Source organism: Brevibacillus centrosporus, from assembly GCF_003710815.1.
GTDB classification, from domain to species: domain Bacteria; phylum Bacillota; class Bacilli; order Brevibacillales; family Brevibacillaceae; genus Brevibacillus; species Brevibacillus centrosporus.
The window spans coordinates 38,130-58,826 of the sequence record NZ_RHHP01000037.1 but is presented as its reverse complement, the minus strand read 5'-3'; the positions used below and the strand labels follow the sequence as shown (position 1 = coordinate 58,826).

The following is a 20,697-nucleotide window of genomic DNA, read 5'->3' as shown; positions in this document are numbered from 1 at the left end:
TTGCACTTATACTGGCTAAGAATCCTATAAATTCTTACTGTAAAAGAAAGGAGCCACTCTCTTTTTGAGAAAGTGGCTCCTTTGCATGGATCGAACGAATCTAGCACTTTTCCTGGGCAAGCGTTTTTCGCATGACCAGCTCGCCGTCATATTGCTCACCAGTCTCCACAAATCCCAGACGACGGTACAGCTGCAAGGCGGCAGCATTATGCGGATAAACCGTTAGCCTTACCTCCTGGCACTGGGAGAAGCGTTTGGTGATGTACGCAATCATCTCGAGCATCGCTGCTTTTCCGTACCCTTTCCCCTGGTGGGCAGCGTCGATGAGAAAGCCGTTGATCCAGTACATATCGGTTGTTTCTTCAACAAATGCATGCATGATGAAGCCTACCAGCTGCTCCCCGTGATAGATCGCAAAGGGCAGATACACCACACTGTCCCCATCCGGTTTGATGGATACCTTCGCGAGTGACACTGCCACCGCCGGGACAAAATCCTTTTGATCCTCGCTTACTTGCAAAGCGATAGCCGCGAGCCAGTTCTCTCTCGTCACCGGCACCAGTCGAATGTTCATTCCAGTCTCCCTCTCCTACTTGACCCCATGCAAAGCGTCCAGGGCTTCTGTTTCCGTCGGTAGAAACCAGAAGCGCTTTCCTTTCTTGCTCTCGTAATTGAATGCTCCCACCACCTACGTTTGTAGCGTTGAGGTGGGGGATTCTTGCGAACAGAGGCGTATTCACCTCTTCTTGAGCAAGCGATCCCTGCCATCCCGACAGTTGAGGTAGGTTACCCCACCAAACGTAATCCTTCGTGCTTGATGTTGATACTGGCGTTGTGGTCCCGATCATGATGTAACCCACAGACAGGACAACTCCATTCCCGTAACGACAGGTTTTTGACATCAGGATTACGGTGTCCACATGCCGAACACAACTGACTTGATGGATAGTTTTTTGAAACGACGCTAATGGTTCTTCCATTCCACTTCGCTTTGTATTCCAAAAATGTGCGACACTTCGCCCAGGAAACTTCCGAGATCGACTTCGCAAGTTTGTGGTTTTTCAAGAGATTCTCCACTTGCAAATCTTCGAGGCAGATTGTTTGGTTTTCACGAATCCACTTCGTCGTGGTTTGGTGCAGGAAGTCCTCTATGCAGTTGGCTATTTTTTCGTGAATCTTCGCAACCTTTTGTTTAGCACGATGCCAGTTTGAGCCTCCTGGTTTACGGCGAGACAAGATGCGTTGCCAACGAGCTAGTTGCTTCTCATATTTTCGTAGGGGCTTCGGATTGGCAATGACTTCACCGTTGGAGCACACCGCAAACGATTTGATGCCGAGATCAATACCGATCGCATTGTTGATTTGCGGAAGGCTTTGGATGTCCACTTCACAGAGGATGGAGACAAAGAATTTGCCCGTCCCGTTGCGTCTAACGGTAGCTGAAAGGATACGTCCTTCTATGTCGCGGGATTTGGCAAAACGGATCCATCCAAGTTTCGGCAACTTGAGTTGGTTACCATCAATGGCAATGTTGCCGTTTGTATATTTCGTCGTGTACGACTGCACAGGGTTTTTCCGACTTTTGAAGCGTGGTAGATTGTTTAGCTTCCGAAAGAAACGATCAAAGGCATCGGCTACGTGTCTCACGGAAGACTGCAACGCGATGCTATCCACTTCTTTCAGCCAACCAAAGGTTTGTTTTAACGCAGGCAATTGAGTGGCACAGGTGTTATAGGATAAGCCTTTTTCCGTTTCTTCATAAGTCTCTTGCCACTTTGCTAAGAAATGGTTGAAGACAAAGCGAGAGCATCCCAACATCTTTTGAATGAGTACGGCTTGCTCCAAAGTAGGAAAGATGCGAAAACGAAAGGCTTTGTGGTGCAACACGAGAAGCGTCACCTCCGATTTGGAAAGATTCCCCTTCATGATAGCACACTTGTTCGCATTCATGCACGACAAAAAGCATTCATCTCCCCCTGGCTTCGCTGAAGAGGGAATCTTCACGGCTAGATAATAAAGTCGTGTAAGCTTTTGCTGTTATAGCTGCCAAACTCTCCTACGATCGCCAGCTTTACCTGGTAGTTCGTATATTTTTGCAGGATTTCCCCAGCCAGCTTCGTCTTGAGCTCGAAGAAGTCGTCCACAATCTGTTCCTTTTTTAAAATGATCTTATCGCAGCCCTCGTTGTACTGGACGCTCACCATCAAGTCCAGCGCATCTTGAACATTTTGGATCACCATCTCCTCACTCACCACGACTGCTACCTTTGAGTCGTTTCTTTGATCGACTCTGATTTCCATGGAAGGCTCCTCCCTGTGCTGGCTTGCCTAGATCCACCCTCTGCGATACATTTCCCCGATCGCGTGCGAGCGGTTTTGCGCACCCAGCTTCTTGATGGCCGATTTGATGTACTGCTTCACTGTAAACTCACTGATGCTCATCGAGTCCGCCATCTCCATTGTATTTTCACCCCAAGCTATTCTGCGCATAACCTCCAGTTCCCTTTTGCTCAGTACCTGCAACTGGACCTTAGCAGATCGGTACAACAAGCAAGGTCTGGATGGTGGATGTAATGCCGACACCACCCTCTATCCCAGAGCCGATTCATGGTACACCGGCGACAAAGGGCAAGCCTCGCAGCTTTTTGATCTATCTCGGCGGCTTTGGCGTCTACCGCAACATCTGTTTGGACGTCGCAAGCAAAGGATACGAGGGCTTCTCGGACTCAAGCACGTGCTCAAGGTCATGGAGCAGCAGCAATCCGGTTCATCGTCAATACCTCCTCGGCTGCCGGAATCGAGAGGTGCCCTCATCTCGGCGTCTATGCTGCGAGCAAGCATGGCGTAGTCGGCTTGACGCGTACGGCAGCAGTTGAGTATGGCCCGAAAGGCATCCGAATCAATGCCATCTGTCCTGGAGGTGTCGTGACGAATATGACCAAAGGGATGGACATGATCAATCCCGAGCAGAACGGACCTGCCCGCCGCCCGGCTTCCCCGGATGAGATCGCCAATGTCGTCCGATTCCTGGCCTCTGATGAAGCCAGCTACATGAATGGCGCGATTATTCCGGTCGATGGCGGATTGACGAGCTAAGTCGAAAAGGAAACGGGCATGATCGCCACGCTACGGAAAGCGCACGCCATCATGCCCGTCATCCATCGTCCCTCCCTGATCACATGGACTGCACTGACGCCCACTGCCTCGACAGGATCGACTGCTCCACTGCCTCTAATACGTATTGATTGCGCAGGCCGTCCTCGAAGCTCGGACTAGGACTGACGCCTGTCGAAATCCCTTGCATGAAGTTGACCATCAGGTTGATAAACGTATGCTCATAGCCGATGCTGTGACCCGTTGGCCAGTAAGCGCTCGTGTAGGGATGGTGCTCTCCTGTGCAGTGAATCGTCCGGAAGCCTTGCAAGGCGGGCTCATCATCCTGAAAATAAACCTGCAGGCTGTTCATGTTCTCCAAATCCCAGCGGATCGAGCCCTTCTCCCCGTTTATTTCAAAACGGTTGCCAGCGCGGTTTCCCCCGGCAAATCGGGTAGCTTCGAAAACGCCCATCGCTCCGTTATGGAAACGGGCAAGGAAGGAGCATGCATCATCAACGGTGACCTCGCCCATCTCCGTGCTGTTTTCCCCGAGTGGCCGCTGCTTTACAATCATATCCCACATCCCTACGACTTCGCTGAATTCTCCGACCAGGAACCGCGCTAAGTCAATAATGTGGGAGCCGATATCTCCCAGCGTGCCTGTGCCTGTCACGTCCTTTTGCAGACGCCAGGTAAGGGGGGTATTCGGATCCATCAACCAATCCTGTATGTACTGCGCGCGAATGTGACGGATTTGTCCGATTCTCCCTTCCTCGATCAGCTTTTTGGCAAATTGAACAGCAGGAGCGAATCGGTAGTTATGGCACACCATGTGCACGACCCCTGCTTTTTGTACGGCATCAAGCATCTGCCTGCCCTGCTCTGTCGTCATCGCCAGCGGCTTCTCACTAATGACGTGCTTGCCTGCCTCTGCGGCCGCGATCGCGATATCCGCATGCATGTGATTAGGAGTCACGATGTCGATCACGTCGATGTCGTCACGCTCGATCAGTCTTCGCCAATCGGTTTCATACGTAGCAAAGCCCAGTATCTGTGCCTCGCGCTTGACTGCGTCTTCATCCCTTCCCGCAATTCCTTGCAGGATCGGAACAACCTCCGTATCAAAGAAAAAGGGCACGCCCCGGTACGCATTGCTATGCACCTTCCCCATGAACCTGTAGCCCACCATGCCCACACGCACGGTTTTCTTCCCTGCCTGTCTCATCATCTGCCGCCCCCTATTTTGGTGAATGCATTTGTCTTAGCACGGCTTCCGTCGCCGCCCTCGCTTTGATCGCCAGCTCCAACGGCTCCCACGCATAATACTCTTCGCGAAACAACTCCACACTGGCTATTTTGTCATACCCCGTTGCCAAGAGCGTCTCAATAAACGCTGCAAGCCCGATGACTCCGAGCCCAGGCAATACGCGGTCTGCATCCGTAAGCTGATCCTTCGGCACATCGTCAGCATCATTGATATGGAAGAGAAAGATTTTTTCTTTATCGACTCCTCTCAAATCCTCCAGCCGCGAGCATTCATAAAAATGAAAGGTATCCACAGAAAGACCGACGTTCTCTCTGTCTACCTCCTTCACGATTTCATAGGCTTGAGCCAGCTCGTTTACCGTACAATTTTGAAAGCCGAGAAACTCCAGGGCCAGACCTAGCTGGTACTTCGCCGCTACCTCCGACATCCTGCACAGCACCCGAACTGTCTCCTCGTGAATCTGCTGCCGGCTGACTCCGGGAACATTTGTACTTGGGCAAATGACCAGATATGGAATTCGGAGGGCTCGCGCCATTCTTCCCATTTCGTGGAGCGTCTCCAGCATCTGCTCCTCTTCTTTTTCCGAGAGAAAGGAAAACATCGTCAGCGCATTGAGGGAATAAGGCTCTAACGGACTGCGGTCAAAATAAGCCCTCAGCTCCCCCAAGGAATGGGCTTGTTCGTATTCTTTTAATTTGGCAAACGGGACCTCGTAGTAATGAAATCCCGCTTCTTCTGCGACCTGCAAATCCATTTCCAGTGGGGCGCGCGTACTTTGTCCATTCAGTCCAAGTCTCATCATTAGGCAGAACCTCTTTTCTCATGGATTCGTCGACCAGATGATCATAAGAAGAACAGGGTAATCGGTTAACCAAATATAAATAAAATTTGAGGCCGAATGTCGTGACGTGTGTAGGGTAACCGCTTTCCTTATCTATCTCTAATGTTATTTTACTATTCTTAATTATTCAACATATTTTCTTGAACCAGCCCATACAAAAAAGCCCAGTATTTGACGTCACAGCCAATACTCAAGCTTTTTGTGCCAGATTCTTCTTCGTTTTTTGAAAGACCAGCGTAAGAGCCGCTCCCAGTACACTAATGCCCGCCGCCAGTACGAACCCACTCGAGAGACCGAGCGAATTGCTGATCACTCCTGCAGTAAGAGGCCCAACAAACATCCCCACCGCGTAAACAGCTTGGTAAAAGCCCATAGCCGTTGCCCGCTGACCGTGCGCTACGTTTTGGATGGACATTGCGGACAGCAAAGGAAAGGTCAGCCCCAAAGCAAAGCCATTCAAAGCTTGTGTCAGACAAAGCCACTCGATCCGTTCAAGAAAAGGAATCAGAAACGTGAAAAGTCCGCTCCCGATAAAGCCAACCAGCAGCGTCCTCCACTCCCCCAGCCGCACCGCCAGCACTCTGACCGACAAGAACGCAGCCAGCGCATGCGGGATCATAAAGGACAAGACGAGATAGGTCAGCTCCCTCTCCGTTCCTCCCAAGCTCTGTGCGTAGGCAGGGGTAAATCCGAACATCGTGGCAAACAGCACCATATGGGCGAAAATCGATAGAACGGATGCCTTCAGAAGCAGCGGTTCTTTGACCACTATCGAAATATCCGCCAATCGCATGGAAGTTTGCGTACCTCCCTGTTCCTTCCCATCACGGATGAAAAGCGTCAGAAGCACCCCAGCCGCCCCGAGAAGAGCTGAGAACCAAAACGGACTCTTGATCCCCCATTGATCCACCAACAGAGCGCTCAGACTCATCCCGCACAGCTGCGCCGTTACGGTCACCAGCTGCAGATTGCTCATCGCCTGCGCGCTTTTGCCTTGATAATAGCTCGCATACATAACCGTGAAAATCACCCAAGTAGACGCAGTAACCCCGGAGAGAGCACGAAAAAGCAGCGTCCATTCCAGCTGCTCGGTGAGGGCAAATCCAGCACTGCTGATGAGCAGAGCAAGCATTCCAAACGTCAGGAATGGCCGCCGAATCCGCAGATAATCAGAGAGAATCCCGAGCGGCAAACGTACGATCACCTGCATCAAGCCATAGCTGCCCAAAACAATGCCCATAAAGCTATAGGACGCCTGCATGGTATCGAGATAAGCAGGCAGTATGGGCACATACAAAAACAAAGAGAACCAGAAGAGAAACGCCACCCACAGAAACAGCCTCTGCTTGTGCTTTTCCATTTCTTGCTATAGCGGCCGGGTAGAGTCGCGTTTGATCAATTCCGGTGGCAAAATGATGCGGCTGCTCATCCGATCTTTATCCTGCATCCGATTCAACAGCAGCTCCATTGCATTGCGAGCCATCTCTGCCATCGGATGGGCCACAGTTGTCAGTCGCGGATCCACAATGGTGGACAGCAGCGTATTATCAAACCCCACGATGGACACATCTTCCGGCAGCTTCTTTTTGTGCTCTCTGGCCGCCTGCACCACACCGATGGCCAGGACATCGTTCGTCGCAAAAATGGCGGTGGGACCGCTTTTGCCTTCAAAAAACTTCGCGCTGGACGCTCGACCGGACTCGACGGAGGAATCGCAAATCACGAGATGCTCTTCGTGAAAGGGAACCTGTGCCTCCGCCATCGCCTGGCGTATGCCCCGTAGCCGTTCGATACTGCTCCATCGCAGCTCCAAGGTACCCGCTTTCCAGTTTTCAGCCAGAACCCCGATCGATTTATGTCCCAGCTCAAGCAAGTGCTTTCCTACGATATATCCGCCAAAAAAGTCATCCGTCGATACACTGTCCATCGTGCGTGTCGGAAAATCCTGCGCCACCATGACGACCGGAAACTTTTCTTCAATCAATTCCTTTAAAATTTCATCATTGATAAATCCAGATGCCAAAATAAAGCCGTCCACCCGCTTCTGACGCAGCAGCTCAATGTACTTGGATTCCTTTTCGATATTGTGATCGGTACTGCACATCACGACACTAAAGCCGTTCTCCTGAGCCCGATCCTCGACATAGCGGGCGATCTCCGCAAAAAATGGGTTCGCCAAATCCGGAATGAACAAACCGATGGTAAACGTCTGCTTACCGGTCAGAGCTGATGCGACAACGCTAGGCTGGTATTTCATTTTCTCCATGATGGCAATGACACGCTGCTTGGTTTTGTCGCTGATCCGCCCTGAGTCATTGATTACTTTGGAGACGGTTGCTATGGAAACCTGCGCTTCCCGTGCCACATCGTATATCGTCGGTTTCATAAAAACACATCCCATTTTCATAAATTTCACTTAATTCATTATACATTAAGCGCTTAACCGTGCAAGGCACGAAAAGCTCCACCATGGCCCCCTGATTGACGGGCAATCGCCAGCTTTAGCTGCTCTGTAAAAAAACAGGGTAAGAGTTAATCGATACTCTTACCCTCCCTCTGTTTTCTATTTGGAAAGACCGTTCAGGAACTCGATTTTCTTTTGCGCATTATCTTTCCCAATAAATTCTGCACCCGAGTCGATGCGTTTTTCGATTTGCTCGCCTTTGATCATCTTCACGGCGTTCTCAACGCCTTTGTATCCCATGTCATACGGGCTTTGGGCTACCGAGCCGAACAGCTTTCCTGCAATGACCTGCTCGAGCGCATCGATGTTTCCGTCGGTACCGATGATTTTTACAGCTGCACCTTTTGCTTCGATCGCACGGAGAGCTCCCAGCGCCATGTCATCGTTGGCGGAAAACAAGCCTTTCACATCCGGGTTTGTTTGGAGAATATTCTCCATGACAGACATCGCCTTTTCCTTGTCACTGTCAGCTGGCTGCTCTGCAACCACGTTCATGCCAGCAGCGATCAGCGCCTCTTTCGCCCCTTTGATCCGATCATCTGTCGCATTGTTACCCAGAGCACCTGCAATCAAAGCCACTTTGTCGCCCTTCGTCAGCTGCTTGGCCAGCTCCTCCCCGCCAAGCTTGCCTGCTGTGTAGTTATCCGTTCCGATGAAGGTCGCTTTTCCATCCCAGTTCGCGTCCGTATCGACGAGCAGAACGGGAATATTCGCTGCCTTGTATTTGTCAAACACAGGGATCGCGGTATCAGGCTGGGACGGAGACACAACCAAGGCTTGCGGTTTTTGGTTGAGTGCATCCTCCATCATGTTGATCTGCTCCATGACTTGTGATTCGGCTGCCGGACCGATGACCTTGCCGTCCACCCCGAGATCCTCGAATGCTTTTTTCGCGCCTGCCTCTACGTACTTCCAGTATTGACTGCTCAAGGTCTTCAGAACGACAGTCACTTTTGGCTTTTGACCGCTGTCCGGCGCTGCTGCCTGTGGTGCAGCTTCCTGCTTCGGTTGGTTGGTTGGAGCCGCGTTTCCTCCGCACCCTGCCACAACTGCCATTAACGTACACAAAATGATAGAATGTACAGCCAGCTTTTTCATTAAAGCTTTCCCCCTCTTATTTTGTAAGCTATTAAATGCTACCCGCTGTTAGGGATAGCGCTTAACCTAGTTACACAACGGAGCTGTCCTCAGGTTTGGTAGGAGTATGTAATGACACAGCTGCACCTGCTTCAAACGATTGTCTGGCAGCAATGGCGATAGCAAGCGCCGCCCTGCCATCCTGCTGTGTAACGGAAGGCTTCTGCCCTTTGCGAAGACTCTCAATAAAATGCTCCATTTCCAGCAAATACGATTCACGAAAACGCTGTGGAAAGGCGGGAACGATACTGTGCGTCTTGCCCTGCGCATTGAGAATGTGCACATCATGGTACTTGTGCGAGCCGATCATCAAAGTGCCTTCTGTTCCGACTACTTCTCCGCGAATGTCGTAGCCGTAGCTGGCGTTGCGGCTCGCTTCGATGTCACCAGCTGCTCCCGAATCAAATGTGAGGTACGTGATCGCTTGATCCACATCGCCGAATTCCTGCATGAAATCATGAAGGAGAATCCGACCGTGCGCAGACACACTCTCCACTTCCGCATCCAGCAAGAATCGGGCGATGTCGTAATCGTGGATCGACAAGTCCAGAAAAATGCCGCCGCTGTGCCGGATAAATTCCGCAGGCGGTGAGCCAGGATCCCTGGAGATGCCCTTGTAGTAGATGGGCTTGCCAATGTCTCCTGCAAAAATCCTTCTCTTTGCCTCTGCATACGCGGGGTCGAATCGTCGCATGAAGCCGACCATGCAATGCACGCCTTGCCTTTCAATAACCTCGATCAATTCGTCAGCCAAATCCAGACGGGACGTAATCGGTTTTTCTACGAAAATATGCTTTCCATGCGTGGCCGCCAGCTTGATCATCTCGGCGTGCGTGCTGGTAGGGGTCGCGATGATCACCGCGTCAATCGCAGGATCTGCCATGACTTCCTCAGGAAATTGGCTAAAGGCAGCGACCCCGAGCTCCCTCGCGACCTTTTCTGCCTGCCCTGCTAGTGGATCGACGACTGAAGCCAGCTTTGCCCCTTTTACTTTCGCCGCCAGATTTTCTGCGTGCCAGTATCCCAATCTGCCCAGCCCCAGTACGGCACAACGGATTTTTTCCTTCACGTCTTTTTCCCCCTCGCCTGCCTGGAGTATTCGTTTATTTGTTCTTCTTGGCTCCCCTTTGACGCAGAACATCCACGTAAACAGCTGCGATAATCACGATACCGATGACCGTCATTTGAAAATCAGCCGGAACATTCAGTAAATTTAGCCCATTACGAAGCACGGCGATAATGAGAGCACCGATCAGCGTTCCCCAAACGGTACCGACTCCACCGAAGAAGCTCGCTCCACCAATGATGCACGCCGCGATCGCGTCCAGCTCATAACCCAGACCTGCGAGTGGAAAAGCGGAGTTCACACGACCTACCAGCACCAGCCCCGCTATCCCTGCCATCAGTCCGCTGATCGAGTAGACCAATACCAGGACTTTGTTGACATTGATTCCTGACAGCCTCGCCGCTTCCTTGTTACCACCGATCGCATAGATGTAGCGGCCTGTTGCCGTTTTGGTCAGGAAGTAATGAAAGCCGATGTACAGGACGAGCACGAGCAGAAAGCTGACCGGGATAGGGCCGACAAATTCGTTCCCTACAAACTGCACGGCAACAGGAAATCCAGAGATAGGTGCCGCCGCTGTGACGATCAGCGCGATCCCCCGAGCCACGTTCATCATCCCGAGCGTCGAAATAAACGGATGCGGCAGCTTCAGCTTGGTCAACAGAATCCCATTCAACCATCCGCACAGAAGCCCGACACCGATACAAACGAGAATGCCGACGATCGCTCCCAGCTTCATTTTGACGGCAAAAACGCCCATGATCATGATGGAGATGCCTAGTATGGAGCCGACAGACAGGTCAATCCCGGAGGTCAGGATCGGCAGCAGCATGCCCAGGGCCAGGATGGCGTTGATCGAGGATTGACGAGCTACGTTCATTAAATTATTGACGGTCGCAAAATTTTCCGAGAGGATAGATAAAATGGCACATAAAAGAAACAGTCCGATCAGAGGTCCAAACTTGCTGGAGAGCTTTTTCAGCGTCCCTTTTCGCTTCAGCTCCTCTTCCTTTTCCTGTAGCGCGATTTCTGACATGTTACATCCCTCCTGTAGCAGCCTTCATGATCCCTTCCTGGGTGGCGTGATCACGCAAAATGTCCGCTGTTATTTGCCCTTCATGCATGACGAGGATCCGGTCGCATATCCCTAGAATTTCCGGCAGCTCCGAGGAGATCACGATCACGATCGCCCCGTTTTTCACCAGCGTATTCAGCAGGCGATACACCTCGACTTTTGCCCCTACATCGATGCCGCGAGTCGGCTCATCAAAGATAAAAACTTTCGCGTGGGTAGACAGCCACTTCGCTATGACGACCTTTTGCTGATTGCCGCCGCTCAGCTTCCTCGCATGCTTCTGCACATCTCCGGGCTTGACCTGAAGCTCGGTTATGTACTCCTTGGCAATTTGCGTCAGCTGCTCCAGTTGAAGGAGGGAGCCTTTCCGAAAGTTTTTCAGGCTGGCGATCGTCATATTGAATTCGAGCGTCTGATCGAGAATCAGCCCTTCTGCCTTGCGATCTTCGGTAATAAACGCGAGCCCCGCTGCGATCGCATCCTGTGGTGATTGGATCCGAACTTCTTTCCCTTCCACGTACACCTTTCCTGATTTCACCTGATCGACTCCGAATATGCCACGAGCAATCTCCGTTCTACCAGCGCCTACCAGACCGGCAATCCCTAGTATTTGCCCCTGATAAGCTGCAAAGCTGACTTCCTTTTCCGAGCCCTGCAAGCAGATTCCTTCGACGCGAAAGCCCTCTGCCCCCAGCTGGAACTGTTCCTTTGGGTACTTCTGGTCCAGATTGCGCCCTACCATGTACTGGATCATTTCATCGGTACTGGTTTCTTTCACAGGAAGTGTGGCAATCTTGGCGCCGTCGCGCAAGATCGTGATGCGGTCGCCAATCTGCTTCAGCTCCTCCAGTCGATGAGAGATATACACGATGGCAATCCCTTGCTTGCGAAGCTCCATGATGGTCTCCAGAAGCTGGGCTGCCTCACTCGCACTTAGGCTGGACGTCGGCTCATCGAGAATGATCATTTTCGCGTTTATGGTAAACGCTTTCGCAATTTCAACCAGCTGCTGCTTGCCGATACCGAGATTGCACACCAGCTCCTCGACTGAAATGTCTTGTCCGAGCCTTTGCAAATATTCCTTTGCTTTCCTTTTCATTTCCTGATGATCAAGGAATCGGAATGGCGGACCTTTCCTGATTTCACGTCCCAGGAAAATATTTTCGTAAACAGACAGCTGTGGGATCAGATTCAGCTCCTGATAGATCGTGGCGATCCCCAGGTTCATCGCATCAACGGGACTTTGGATCTCGATCCTTTGATTTTCCCAATAGATCTCCCCTTCGTCCTTGGAATACGCTCCCGTCATGATCTTGATCAGGGTCGACTTTCCCGCCCCATTTTCCCCTAGCAGGACGTGCACCTCGCCAGGCTCGATATCCAGGCTGACGTTTTTCAAGACGGGAATGCCGGAGAATCCCTTCTGTATATGGCGAAGTTCAAGAAGACTCACTTCTTTATCCCCCCTTGCATGGCAATGGATCGTTTGTCCACCTAATTGATTCCATTTTTGTCAATGAAAGCGCTTAACCACCTTATTACCGATTATATTTACGCCCGGACGAAAAAGAAAGCGTTTTTTTCTAATTTTCCGATAAATTTCTCCTTACCTATTTTCCCTGCTTACTCTATTTATGCTGCCAAATTCCCTCATCTTTCTCTTTACGCTTTCCCTCACAGCATCTCTGCCAGGTCCGAGGTAGCGGCGTGGATCCCATTCACTCGGATTGGCCTTAAGGTACTCTCTCACGGCTGTCGTGCAGGCCATCTGGTTTTCCGTGTTCACATTGATTTTAGCGGTACCGAGCAGGATCGCTTTTTGAATATCCGCGTTCGGTATGCCTGTTCCCCCGTGTAAAACGAGTGGAACCCCAGTACGCTCCTGAATCTCTTGCATGCGCTCAAATCCCAGCTTGGGCTTCGCTTTATATGGACCGTGCACGGAGCCCAAGGCAGGAGCCAAAAAATCTACAGACGTCTCTCTCACCAGTCTTACGCACTCGTCCACAATGGCATACATCGCTTCCGCTTCCTCGACGACCAGGTCATCTTCCCGTCCGCTAATGCGCCCAAGCTCGGCCTCTACCGTAACGCCATGCTCGTGAGCGAGTGCTGCCACTCGCCCCGTCATGGCAATATTCTCGTCAAGCGGATGATGCGACCCATCGATCATGACAGAGGTAAAGCCGGCTTTGATCGCTTTTTGGCATGCTTCAAAAGAGGAACCGTGATCCAGATGCAGCGCTACCGGAACGGCAATCTCGTATTCTTCCATCAGTGCTTTTACCATCGCGACAACCAGTGTATACCCGCCCAGATATGAGATGTAGCTCTCACTCACGCCGAGAATGACGGGAGACTGCTCTTCCTGAGCGGCTAGTAGAATAGCCTGGGTAAATTCCAGATTGTTCACATTGAACTGACCGACAGCATAGCGATGCTCAAGGGCATGGCTCAGCATCTGCTTCATGGATTCAAGTGCCAAAAGGATCGCTCCCTTTACAAAAATCGAGAAGTAATCATTTTCTTGCGCGTATAGAACTCAACGCCGTCAGCGCCGTTGGCATGCAGATCGCCATAGAAGGATTTTTTCCAGCCTGAGAACGGGAAGAATGCCATCGGAGCAGGTACTCCTACGTTCACACCCAGCATCCCGGCATCCATATTTTCGCGGAATTCCCGAATCGCTTTGGCGCTGTCCGTATAGAGGCAGGCGCCGTTGGCAAAATCGGATTGATTCGCCAGCTCGATCGCTTCCTCCAATGTGTTCACCCGCGCGATTGATAGTACTGGTGCGAAGATCTCATCCTGCCAAATCTTCATCTCCGTGGAGACTCTATCAAAAATGGTGGGCCCGACAAAATAGCCTTTTCCCTCTGCTTCCGGATCACGGCGTCCGTCGCGCAGCAAAATCGCGCCCTCTTTTTCTCCCGTTTCGATGTATGTGACCGTGCGCTCTTTATGTGGTCCGCGAATGACCGGTCCCAGGAAAGTGTTCGGGTCCAATCCATTTCCAATGGTCAGATTGTTGGCTGCTTCCACGAGCTTTTGGACCAGCTCATCGCCAATTTCTCCGACCGCTACGACGACCGAGCACGCCATGCAACGCTCGCCTGCTGAACCGAAAGCCGCTCCGATGATTTGCTGAACCGCATTTTCGATATCGGCATCCGGCATGACGATCGAATGGTTTTTCGCACCCGCCAAAGCTTGAACACGCTTGCCATGAGCTGCACCGCTGCGATAGACATACTCGGCAACAGGCTGCGAGCCGACAAAGGAAATCGCTTTGACATCCTTGTGTTCCAAAAGGCCGTTTACGACTTCGTGCGCACCGTGGACGATATTGAGAACACCGTCAGGAAGGCCCGCTTCCTGCATCAGCTCCGCCAGTCGATTCGCCAAAAGAGGGGTGCGTTCAGAAGGCTTCAGGATAAACGTATTGCCGCATGCAATCGCTAATGGGAACATCCAACACGGCACCATCATCGGAAAATTGAACGGCGTAATCCCACCTACTACCCCAATCGGGTAACGGAACATGCCTGACTCGATGTTGGTCGCGATGTCTGGCAGTTGTTTGCCCATCATCAAGGTCGGCGCACCAGCGGCGAATTCGACACACTCGATCCCCCTCTGCACCTCTCCGTACGCCTCTGTATAGCTCTTGCCGTTTTCAAGCGTAATCAGCTTGGCCAGCTCTTCCCATTTCTCCACCAAAAGCTGCTGATAGCGGAACAAAATGCGGGCGCGGCGCGGCACCGCTACCTTGCTCCACACTTTGAAGGCTTCCCGCGAATTTTGGACAGCCAGCTCAAGATCTGCCGCATCGGACAACGGAACATGGGCCAGTATCTCTTCTGTAGCCGGGTTGTATACAGGTGCAAATGTGGTGGAGCTGGACTCTACCCAGACTCCCCCGATAAAATTTTTAAGGGTTTGAACGTTGGTCTCAGACATACAGCAAGCTCCTCTCCCTTTCCCTATTGCCTCGCAATTCTTTGATGAATCAAACAATTATACCCTTTTCACATTGGTCGATATAGTCCGTGATTTCCTGCACAGTCGGCATGGCCTCCGAGCAGCTGTGCCTAGAAATTACGATCGATGCGGCAGCACCGCCGAAGGACATGCAGCGATCGATCTCCCAGCCTTGCAGCAAGCCGTAAATAAAGCCAGCAGCGTAGGAATCTCCCGCTCCGAATGTTTTGAGCACTTTGGATGGGTACGCTTTTCCTTTGTAAGAGGCGTCCCGGGTATAGGCAATCGAGCCTTCCTTCCCGTGCTTGATGACGACGATTTTCGCATGATAGCCAAACCATTTTTGCGCGGTAATCCGATCGTCCCGCTCTAGATTTTGCTCGAAGCACTCCATCCTGTCGAACTCTTCCCGGGTCCCAATGATGACGTCGCATTTTTCGGCAGCCAGATTGTAGTAAATCGCCGTTTCCTCCGGTGATGCCCACGTGTAGGGACGATAGTCGATGTCAAACACGACAATGACGTTATGCTTGCGGGCGTATTCCAAGGCGATGAACACGGCTTCCCGCGACGGGCTTTTTGCCAGTGCCGTTCCTGAAATCAGCAGAACCTTGAATTGCTTGATGTACTCCTCGTTGACCTCACTTGGCTGCAGCAGCAAATCGGCTACGTTGTCGCGGTACATAAGAATACTGCAGTCGGTCGGGCTTTTGATCTCCGTAAAGGCAAGCCCCGTCATCGCACCAGTCTGATCCACGACGATGCTGCTCGTATCGATTTGATTTTCCTCGAGATAGCCCTGTATGTAGCGGCCCATCTGGTCATTGGCGACTTTGCCGATAAAGCCCGTCTTTTGCCCAAGCCGGCTCATCCCGATCGCGATATTGGCCGGAGAACCACCGACGTATTTGGTAAAGGACCTCGTCTCTTCCATCGGTCGGTTGAACTCGTTGGCATTCAAGTCGATGCAAAGTCTGCCGATCGCAGCAAAATCCTTGGCTTTTGTCCTGTCAAACAGAATTGGATTCATCGTCTTATCCCCTTTTCTGCATGAGCCATTCATGGTCTGCATCATTGTGAAACTTCCAGGTTCGCACAGGTCCAGCCATTACATTCAAATAATAGAGCTGATAGCCTGGAGGGGCCGAGCAGGGATGATACCCTCTGGGCACGAGGACAGCGTCACCATCCTGCAAGACAATCGTTTCATCCAACGTGCGATCATCCGAATAGACGCGCTGTATGGCAAAGCCCTGGGCAGGCTCAATGCGATGATAATAGGTTTCTTCCAGGTAGGACTCATGCGGCAAGTTGTCCTCGTCATGCTTGTGGGGCGGATAGCTGGACCAGTGCCCGTCCGGGGTAAACACTTCTACGACCAGGAGACTATCCGCGTCCTTTTGTTCCGGTAATATGTTGTGCACGAGCCTTTCGATGTTGCCGTACCCACGCACCTCGACGCCTACCTCCTCAGGAGTAATCAGGCGTGCAGGGTACCTTCCTTTTCCCGGCGCTTTGCAAACGGCTACCTCCAGCTTTGTTTCCGCCAAAACGGAGTACTGATCAAAGGCTGGAACGTACACGGAAAAGGGCGGCGTTTTTTCAAATACACTCTTCCGCTTGCCGATCCCCACAAAGGCTTCTTTGCTGGTCTGTACCGTAGCCACCCCTGCCAAAAGGACGAGACAAACCTCCATGCCCTCCGTATCCGCGCGCAGCTCTTGCCCTGCTTCAAGTGTATAGACCTCAAATCCGACATACGTCCAGCCCGCGCTTTGCGGCGTAACGCAGAGGACATTCCCGTCTTCACATGGCTCTCTTCTGCTCGGTACACGCAAATCCATCCGAATCATCTCCCTTCCTGATTCATGCTCTCTTACAAATTTCCCCAAGTGGACGCAATATACGTTTTTGCCCTTTCTGCATAGATGACAGGGTCTGCCAGCGTCGGGTCCTGCTCAGCTTCGAGGATGATCCAGCCCTGGTAGTGACGATCCCGGATTTCCCGAAAGATCGGGGCAAAATCGATGCAGCCATCGCCGGGTACGGTGAACAGGCCTTTCACGACCGCTTCCGTAAAGGAAATGTTGTTTTCTCTTTTCCAGTCGAGAACTTCTTGGCGAACGCTTTTGATGTGCATGTAGGCGATGCGGTCAAAATGCGTCTGCAACAGCTCGAGTGGATCTTCGCCTCCATAATAGGCGTGACCGGTATCATAGAGCAGACCGACCAGCAGAGGATCTGTGAGCTTTAGCAGCTTCTCTATTTCTCTCGGTCCTTCGACCACCGTACCTGCGTGGTAGTGGTAGACGAGCTGCAGCCCTTTGGAGTGGCTATAGGCGCCTGCCTGATTCAATCCCTCCACCAGATGCCCCCACTCTTCCTCGGTGAGCGGCTCTACCTGGACAGACGTGGCTTTGCGATAATCCTGAAAGGAATTGGTAATCTCGCAAACAACCACATGCTTGCAGCCCATCTCCTCCAGAAAATCCACATGGGCACGAAATGCCTGCATTTCCTGCTCGCGTACGCGCGGGTCTGTAAACAAGATTGACTTCCACTGACTGGTTAAGCGCATATCGTAAGCCCGCAAAACTTCCTGCAGAGCTTTGGTGTCTTTCGGGAACTTCCGGCAGTTCTCCGTCCCGTGAAAGCCGAGCCTCTGCATATCCGCGAGAACCTGCTCTCCCGTGTAGTGATCGCCGACCGTCCATACATCCTCGTTTACCCAGTTGATCGCAGAAATCCCCAATTGAAATGGATACTCGTGGCTCATCCTATCTCTCCCTCTCACAGCTCCGAAAGCTTCACTGGACGTCTCTCGCGATAGGATTTGTCGCATGCCCTGGCGATCAGCTCCGCCGCAAGCCCGTCGTATCCGTTTACCGCCACAGGTTTGTCTTCGAGAATGCATTCGATAAACTCGTTTGTTTCTTCTACATAGGCTTGGTTGTACCGGTCCAAAAAGAAATAGTGAGGCTTATCCCGGTAGATTCCTTCGCTCGTCATCAGCTCTGCCGAGTTGGGGAATTCATTTTGAACCGAGATCGCGCCACCCGAGCCAAACACTTCTACGCGCTGGTCGTAGCCATAGACGGCGCGGCGGCTGTTGTCGATGACCCCGAGTGCGCCATTGCTGAATTTCAATGTCACGAGTGCCGTATCGATATCTCCGCATTCCTCGAAAACTGGATCAACCAGCACCGCTCCCTGCACGTACACCTCTTCTACCTCTGCCCCTGTCAGGTAACGAGCCATGTCAAAATCGTGGATGCTCATGTCCATGAACAATCCGCCCGAATGGAGAATGTATGGTTTCGGTGGTGCGTCAGGGTCGCGTGACGTGATTTTAACGATGTGCGTATCCCCGATCTTCCCTGCGCGAATGGCCTGGGCGACATGCTTGAAATTACGGTCAAATCGCCGATTAAAGCCGGTTTGGAACTTCACGCCCGCGGCCTCTACTACGCGCAGCGCTTCTCGTGTCTGCTCTGGATCAAAGCTGACGGGCTTTTCGCAGAAAATATGCTTCTTTGCTTTTGCTGCCTCTATGATGAGCTGCGCATGCGTAGTGGTAGGTGAACAAATAAATATCGCGTCTACCTCGGGATCCTGTATCAGCTCGAGCGGCTCCGAGATCACTTTGGAAATACCGAGCTTCGCCGCCCATTCCTCCATTTGAGCGGCAAACGGGTCCGCGATCCCTGCGATTTGTACCTGGCCGTTTCGCACCAGATTTTCCGCATGCAGCTTCCCGATCCGGCCAGCTCCGATGATTCCGATTCGCACTTTTCTCATAGTGAGTACCTCCGTTGTTTAGGTTAAGCGCTTACTTTATCAACAAAAAAATTACATCCTGCCCTTCACTTGATCGATCTTACTCTGCATCTCGGCGTAAGCCCTTTGCACTTTTTCGCTCGTAGAGACTTCTGCCACCCCTACCTGCCACCACGATTCGTACCCATGTGTGTTGGTCCCCGGCAGAACCTTGATATCGATCAGCGTGGAGCCTTTTTCTTTTTTCACGGCTTTTAGCGCTTCCTGCAGCTCCGCAAGCGTGCTTGCCCGATACGTTTTCACTCCGAGCGCTCCCGCATAAGCGGCAAAGTCGATGGAGAGGAAATCACCGTTCAATCGCCCTGTCTCAGCCGAACGCTTGCGGAACTCGTTGCCGAAACCTTCGCTGCCGTTTTCTCTCTGCAGGTTGTGGATGCACTGGAATCCGTGATTGTCGAAGAGCAGCACGTTGATTTTTTGGCCTTCCTGTATGCTGGTCAAAAGCTCTGAATGCAGCATCACGAAGCTGCCATCGCCTACCAGGGCGTATACCTCCTGTTCGGGATTTGCGAGCTTGATGCCGAGCGCTCCTGCTACTTCATACCCCATGCAGGAAAAGCCGTACTCCATGTGATACGTCCTCGGCAGCTTGCTTCTCCACAATCGATGAAGATCCCCTGGCAAGCTCCCTGCAGCACAAACGATCACATCGCCCTCCCCCAGCGCGCGATTGATTTCTCCCAGCACGCGCGTCTGGGAGAGACCTTCCGAGCGCTCCTCGCTGTACAGCCGATCGACTTCCTCCTCCCATTCCTTGCGCAGAGCCTGTATTTGTGCATCCTCATAACTGGATTTGTACTCTTTTTGCGTCAGCTCCGCTTGCAGGGAGTTAAGCGCTTTCTTCGCATCCGCCAAAACGGCCGTCGCATCGAGCTTGATCGCATCGATCGGACTTACGTTTATCGCCAGAAACTCGACTTCCTCGTGCTGAAAAGCATACTTGGAAGCCGTCGTAAAATCGCTGAATCGCGTACCGACCCCGATGATCAAGTCCGCTTCCTTTGCGACCCGATTGGCTGCCAAACTGCCAGTTACCCCGATGGCCCCCAGATTCAACGGATGATCCCAAGGAACGGCGCTCTTGCCAGCCTGTGTCTCCACCACCGGGATCTGAAAGGCTTCTGCAAACGCAATCACATCCTGGGTCGCCAGCGAATAGTGGACACCGCCGCCCACTACGAGCAGTGGCTTTTCCTTTCGCAAAATCAGCTCCAGCGCACGTGCTTTTGTACTGTCCGTCAGCTCGCGGCGCTCGATCAGATGGATGCGCTTTCTAAAAAAGGAAGCCGGATAATCGTACGCTTCCGCCTGGACATCCTGCGGCAGGCACAGCGTCACCGCACCCGTTTCTACGGGGTCCGTCAGCACTCTCATCGCATTTACCGCTGCCGTCATCAGCTGCTCAGGACGACTGATCCGATCCCAATATTTACTGACGGGCCGAAAAGCGTCATTAGCCGATAGGGTGTAGTCCCCGGGAATTTCGATTTGCTGCAGCACGGGATCAGGCTGGCGGCTGGCGAAAATATCCCCCGGCAAAAGCAGCACTGGAATGCGGTTCACCGTCGCTGTCGCTGCTGCCGTCACCATATTTAAAGCCCCCGGTCCAATCGATGTCGTGCACGCGAAGATTTGCAGCCGATTCTTTTGCTTGGCAAAGGCAGCAGCTGCATGCACCATCCCCTGCTCATTCTTTCCCTGAATGAAGGGCAGACCGTCTTTGTCCTGCTCCAGAGCCTGACCTATGCCGGTAACGTTGCCGTGCCCAAAGATGCCCATCACGCCTTTGACGAACTTGATTTCTTTCCCATCTATTTCGACGTACTGATTGTCTAAAAACTTCAGTAAGGCTTGTGCTAAGGTTAAGCGGATCGTACGCAAGCTCCTTACCTCCTTCGTTTTAGGCTAAAGTTAAGTTAAGCGCTTTACTAAAC

The 20,697-nt window shown here is 52.1% G+C and carries 19 protein-coding genes and 1 pseudogene; 1 reads left to right on the top strand and 19 read right to left on the bottom strand.

Features of this window, described 5'->3' with window-relative positions; translation table 11 throughout:
• Positions 1-100 precede the first annotated feature (100 nt).
• The 4 genes and pseudogenes from EDM55_RS24435 to EDM55_RS24420 all read right to left on the bottom strand — a co-directional run.
• Positions 101-574 (bottom strand): GNAT family N-acetyltransferase, encoded by a 474-nt coding sequence (locus EDM55_RS24435; protein WP_122961591.1) that lies wholly within the window; start codon positions 572-574, stop codon positions 101-103.
• Between the two features lie 212 nt (positions 575-786).
• Positions 787-1,887 carry an IS200/IS605 family element RNA-guided endonuclease TnpB gene (tnpB, locus tag EDM55_RS24430; RefSeq protein WP_174769261.1) on the bottom strand — a complete coding sequence of 367 codons (1,101 nt, stop codon included), beginning with the start codon at positions 1,885-1,887 and terminating at the stop codon, positions 787-789.
• A 119-nt stretch (positions 1,888-2,006) separates the two neighbouring features.
• Complete coding sequence (locus tag EDM55_RS24425) at positions 2,007-2,300, bottom strand: DUF4180 domain-containing protein (RefSeq protein WP_122961590.1); 294 nt, start codon at positions 2,298-2,300, stop codon at positions 2,007-2,009.
• A 27-nt stretch (positions 2,301-2,327) separates the two neighbouring features.
• Positions 2,328-2,513 (bottom strand): annotated as a pseudogene (locus EDM55_RS24420) (response regulator transcription factor); the annotation flags it as partial.
• A gap of 150 nt (positions 2,514-2,663) precedes the next feature.
• Between EDM55_RS24420 and EDM55_RS24415 the strand changes: the two are divergent.
• Positions 2,664-3,095: an SDR family oxidoreductase gene (locus EDM55_RS24415; protein ID WP_246070837.1), complete on the top strand. Its 432-nt coding sequence runs from the start codon at positions 2,664-2,666 to the stop codon at positions 3,093-3,095.
• A 79-nt stretch (positions 3,096-3,174) separates the two neighbouring features.
• Here EDM55_RS24415 and EDM55_RS24410 read toward each other — a convergent pair whose 3' ends face one another.
• From EDM55_RS24410 to iolD, 15 genes are all read right to left on the bottom strand, one after another.
• Entirely contained in the window at positions 3,175-4,323 is a 1,149-nt protein-coding gene (locus EDM55_RS24410; protein WP_246070838.1) for a Gfo/Idh/MocA family protein, read from the bottom strand.
• A 10-nt stretch (positions 4,324-4,333) separates the two neighbouring features.
• Entirely contained in the window at positions 4,334-5,164 is an 831-nt protein-coding gene (locus EDM55_RS24405) for a sugar phosphate isomerase/epimerase family protein (RefSeq protein WP_122961589.1), read from the bottom strand.
• Between the two features lie 229 nt (positions 5,165-5,393).
• Positions 5,394-6,563: an MFS transporter gene (locus tag EDM55_RS24400; RefSeq protein WP_122961588.1), complete on the bottom strand. Its 1,170-nt coding sequence runs from the start codon at positions 6,561-6,563 to the stop codon at positions 5,394-5,396.
• Between the two features lie 6 nt (positions 6,564-6,569).
• Entirely contained in the window at positions 6,570-7,589 is a 1,020-nt protein-coding gene (locus EDM55_RS24395; RefSeq protein WP_122961587.1) for a LacI family DNA-binding transcriptional regulator, read from the bottom strand.
• A gap of 177 nt (positions 7,590-7,766) precedes the next feature.
• The gene (locus EDM55_RS24390; RefSeq protein WP_122961586.1) at positions 7,767-8,765 is read right to left on the bottom strand and encodes a sugar ABC transporter substrate-binding protein; all 999 of its coding nucleotides are present in this window, start codon (positions 8,763-8,765) and stop codon (positions 7,767-7,769) included.
• A gap of 70 nt (positions 8,766-8,835) precedes the next feature.
• Positions 8,836-9,873 (bottom strand): inositol 2-dehydrogenase, encoded by a 1,038-nt coding sequence (iolG, locus tag EDM55_RS24385; RefSeq protein WP_122961585.1) that lies wholly within the window; start codon positions 9,871-9,873, stop codon positions 8,836-8,838.
• 34 nt (positions 9,874-9,907) lie between these two features.
• A complete protein-coding gene (locus EDM55_RS24380; RefSeq protein WP_092267257.1) occupies positions 9,908-10,906 on the bottom strand; it encodes an ABC transporter permease in 999 nt (332 codons plus the stop codon).
• 1 nt (position 10,907) lies between these two features.
• On the bottom strand, positions 10,908-12,398 hold the full coding sequence (locus tag EDM55_RS24375; protein ID WP_092267259.1) for a sugar ABC transporter ATP-binding protein: 1,491 nt from the start codon (positions 12,396-12,398) through the stop codon (positions 10,908-10,910).
• Positions 12,399-12,551: 153 nt separating this feature from the next.
• Complete coding sequence (fba, locus tag EDM55_RS24370; protein WP_122961584.1) at positions 12,552-13,430, bottom strand: class II fructose-1,6-bisphosphate aldolase; 879 nt, start codon at positions 13,428-13,430, stop codon at positions 12,552-12,554.
• Between the two features lie 14 nt (positions 13,431-13,444).
• Entirely contained in the window at positions 13,445-14,905 is a 1,461-nt protein-coding gene (locus tag EDM55_RS24365) for a CoA-acylating methylmalonate-semialdehyde dehydrogenase (RefSeq protein ID WP_092267262.1), read from the bottom strand.
• Positions 14,906-14,954: 49 nt separating this feature from the next.
• Positions 14,955-15,956, bottom strand: coding sequence for a 5-dehydro-2-deoxygluconokinase (gene iolC, locus EDM55_RS24360; RefSeq protein WP_092267264.1), 1,002 nt, complete (start codon positions 15,954-15,956; stop codon positions 14,955-14,957).
• 4 nt (positions 15,957-15,960) lie between these two features.
• Positions 15,961-16,770 carry a 5-deoxy-glucuronate isomerase gene (gene iolB, locus EDM55_RS24355; protein ID WP_092267266.1) on the bottom strand — a complete coding sequence of 270 codons (810 nt, stop codon included), beginning with the start codon at positions 16,768-16,770 and terminating at the stop codon, positions 15,961-15,963.
• A 32-nt stretch (positions 16,771-16,802) separates the two neighbouring features.
• Positions 16,803-17,702: a myo-inosose-2 dehydratase gene (gene iolE / locus EDM55_RS24350; RefSeq protein WP_122961583.1), complete on the bottom strand. Its 900-nt coding sequence runs from the start codon at positions 17,700-17,702 to the stop codon at positions 16,803-16,805.
• A gap of 14 nt (positions 17,703-17,716) precedes the next feature.
• Positions 17,717-18,724: an inositol 2-dehydrogenase gene (gene iolG / locus EDM55_RS24345; RefSeq protein WP_092267269.1), complete on the bottom strand. Its 1,008-nt coding sequence runs from the start codon at positions 18,722-18,724 to the stop codon at positions 17,717-17,719.
• Between the two features lie 51 nt (positions 18,725-18,775).
• Positions 18,776-20,644, bottom strand: a complete 1,869-nt coding sequence (gene iolD, locus EDM55_RS24340; protein WP_122961582.1) for a 3D-(3,5/4)-trihydroxycyclohexane-1,2-dione acylhydrolase (decyclizing) — start codon at positions 20,642-20,644, stop codon at positions 18,776-18,778.
• Positions 20,645-20,697 lie beyond the last annotated feature (53 nt).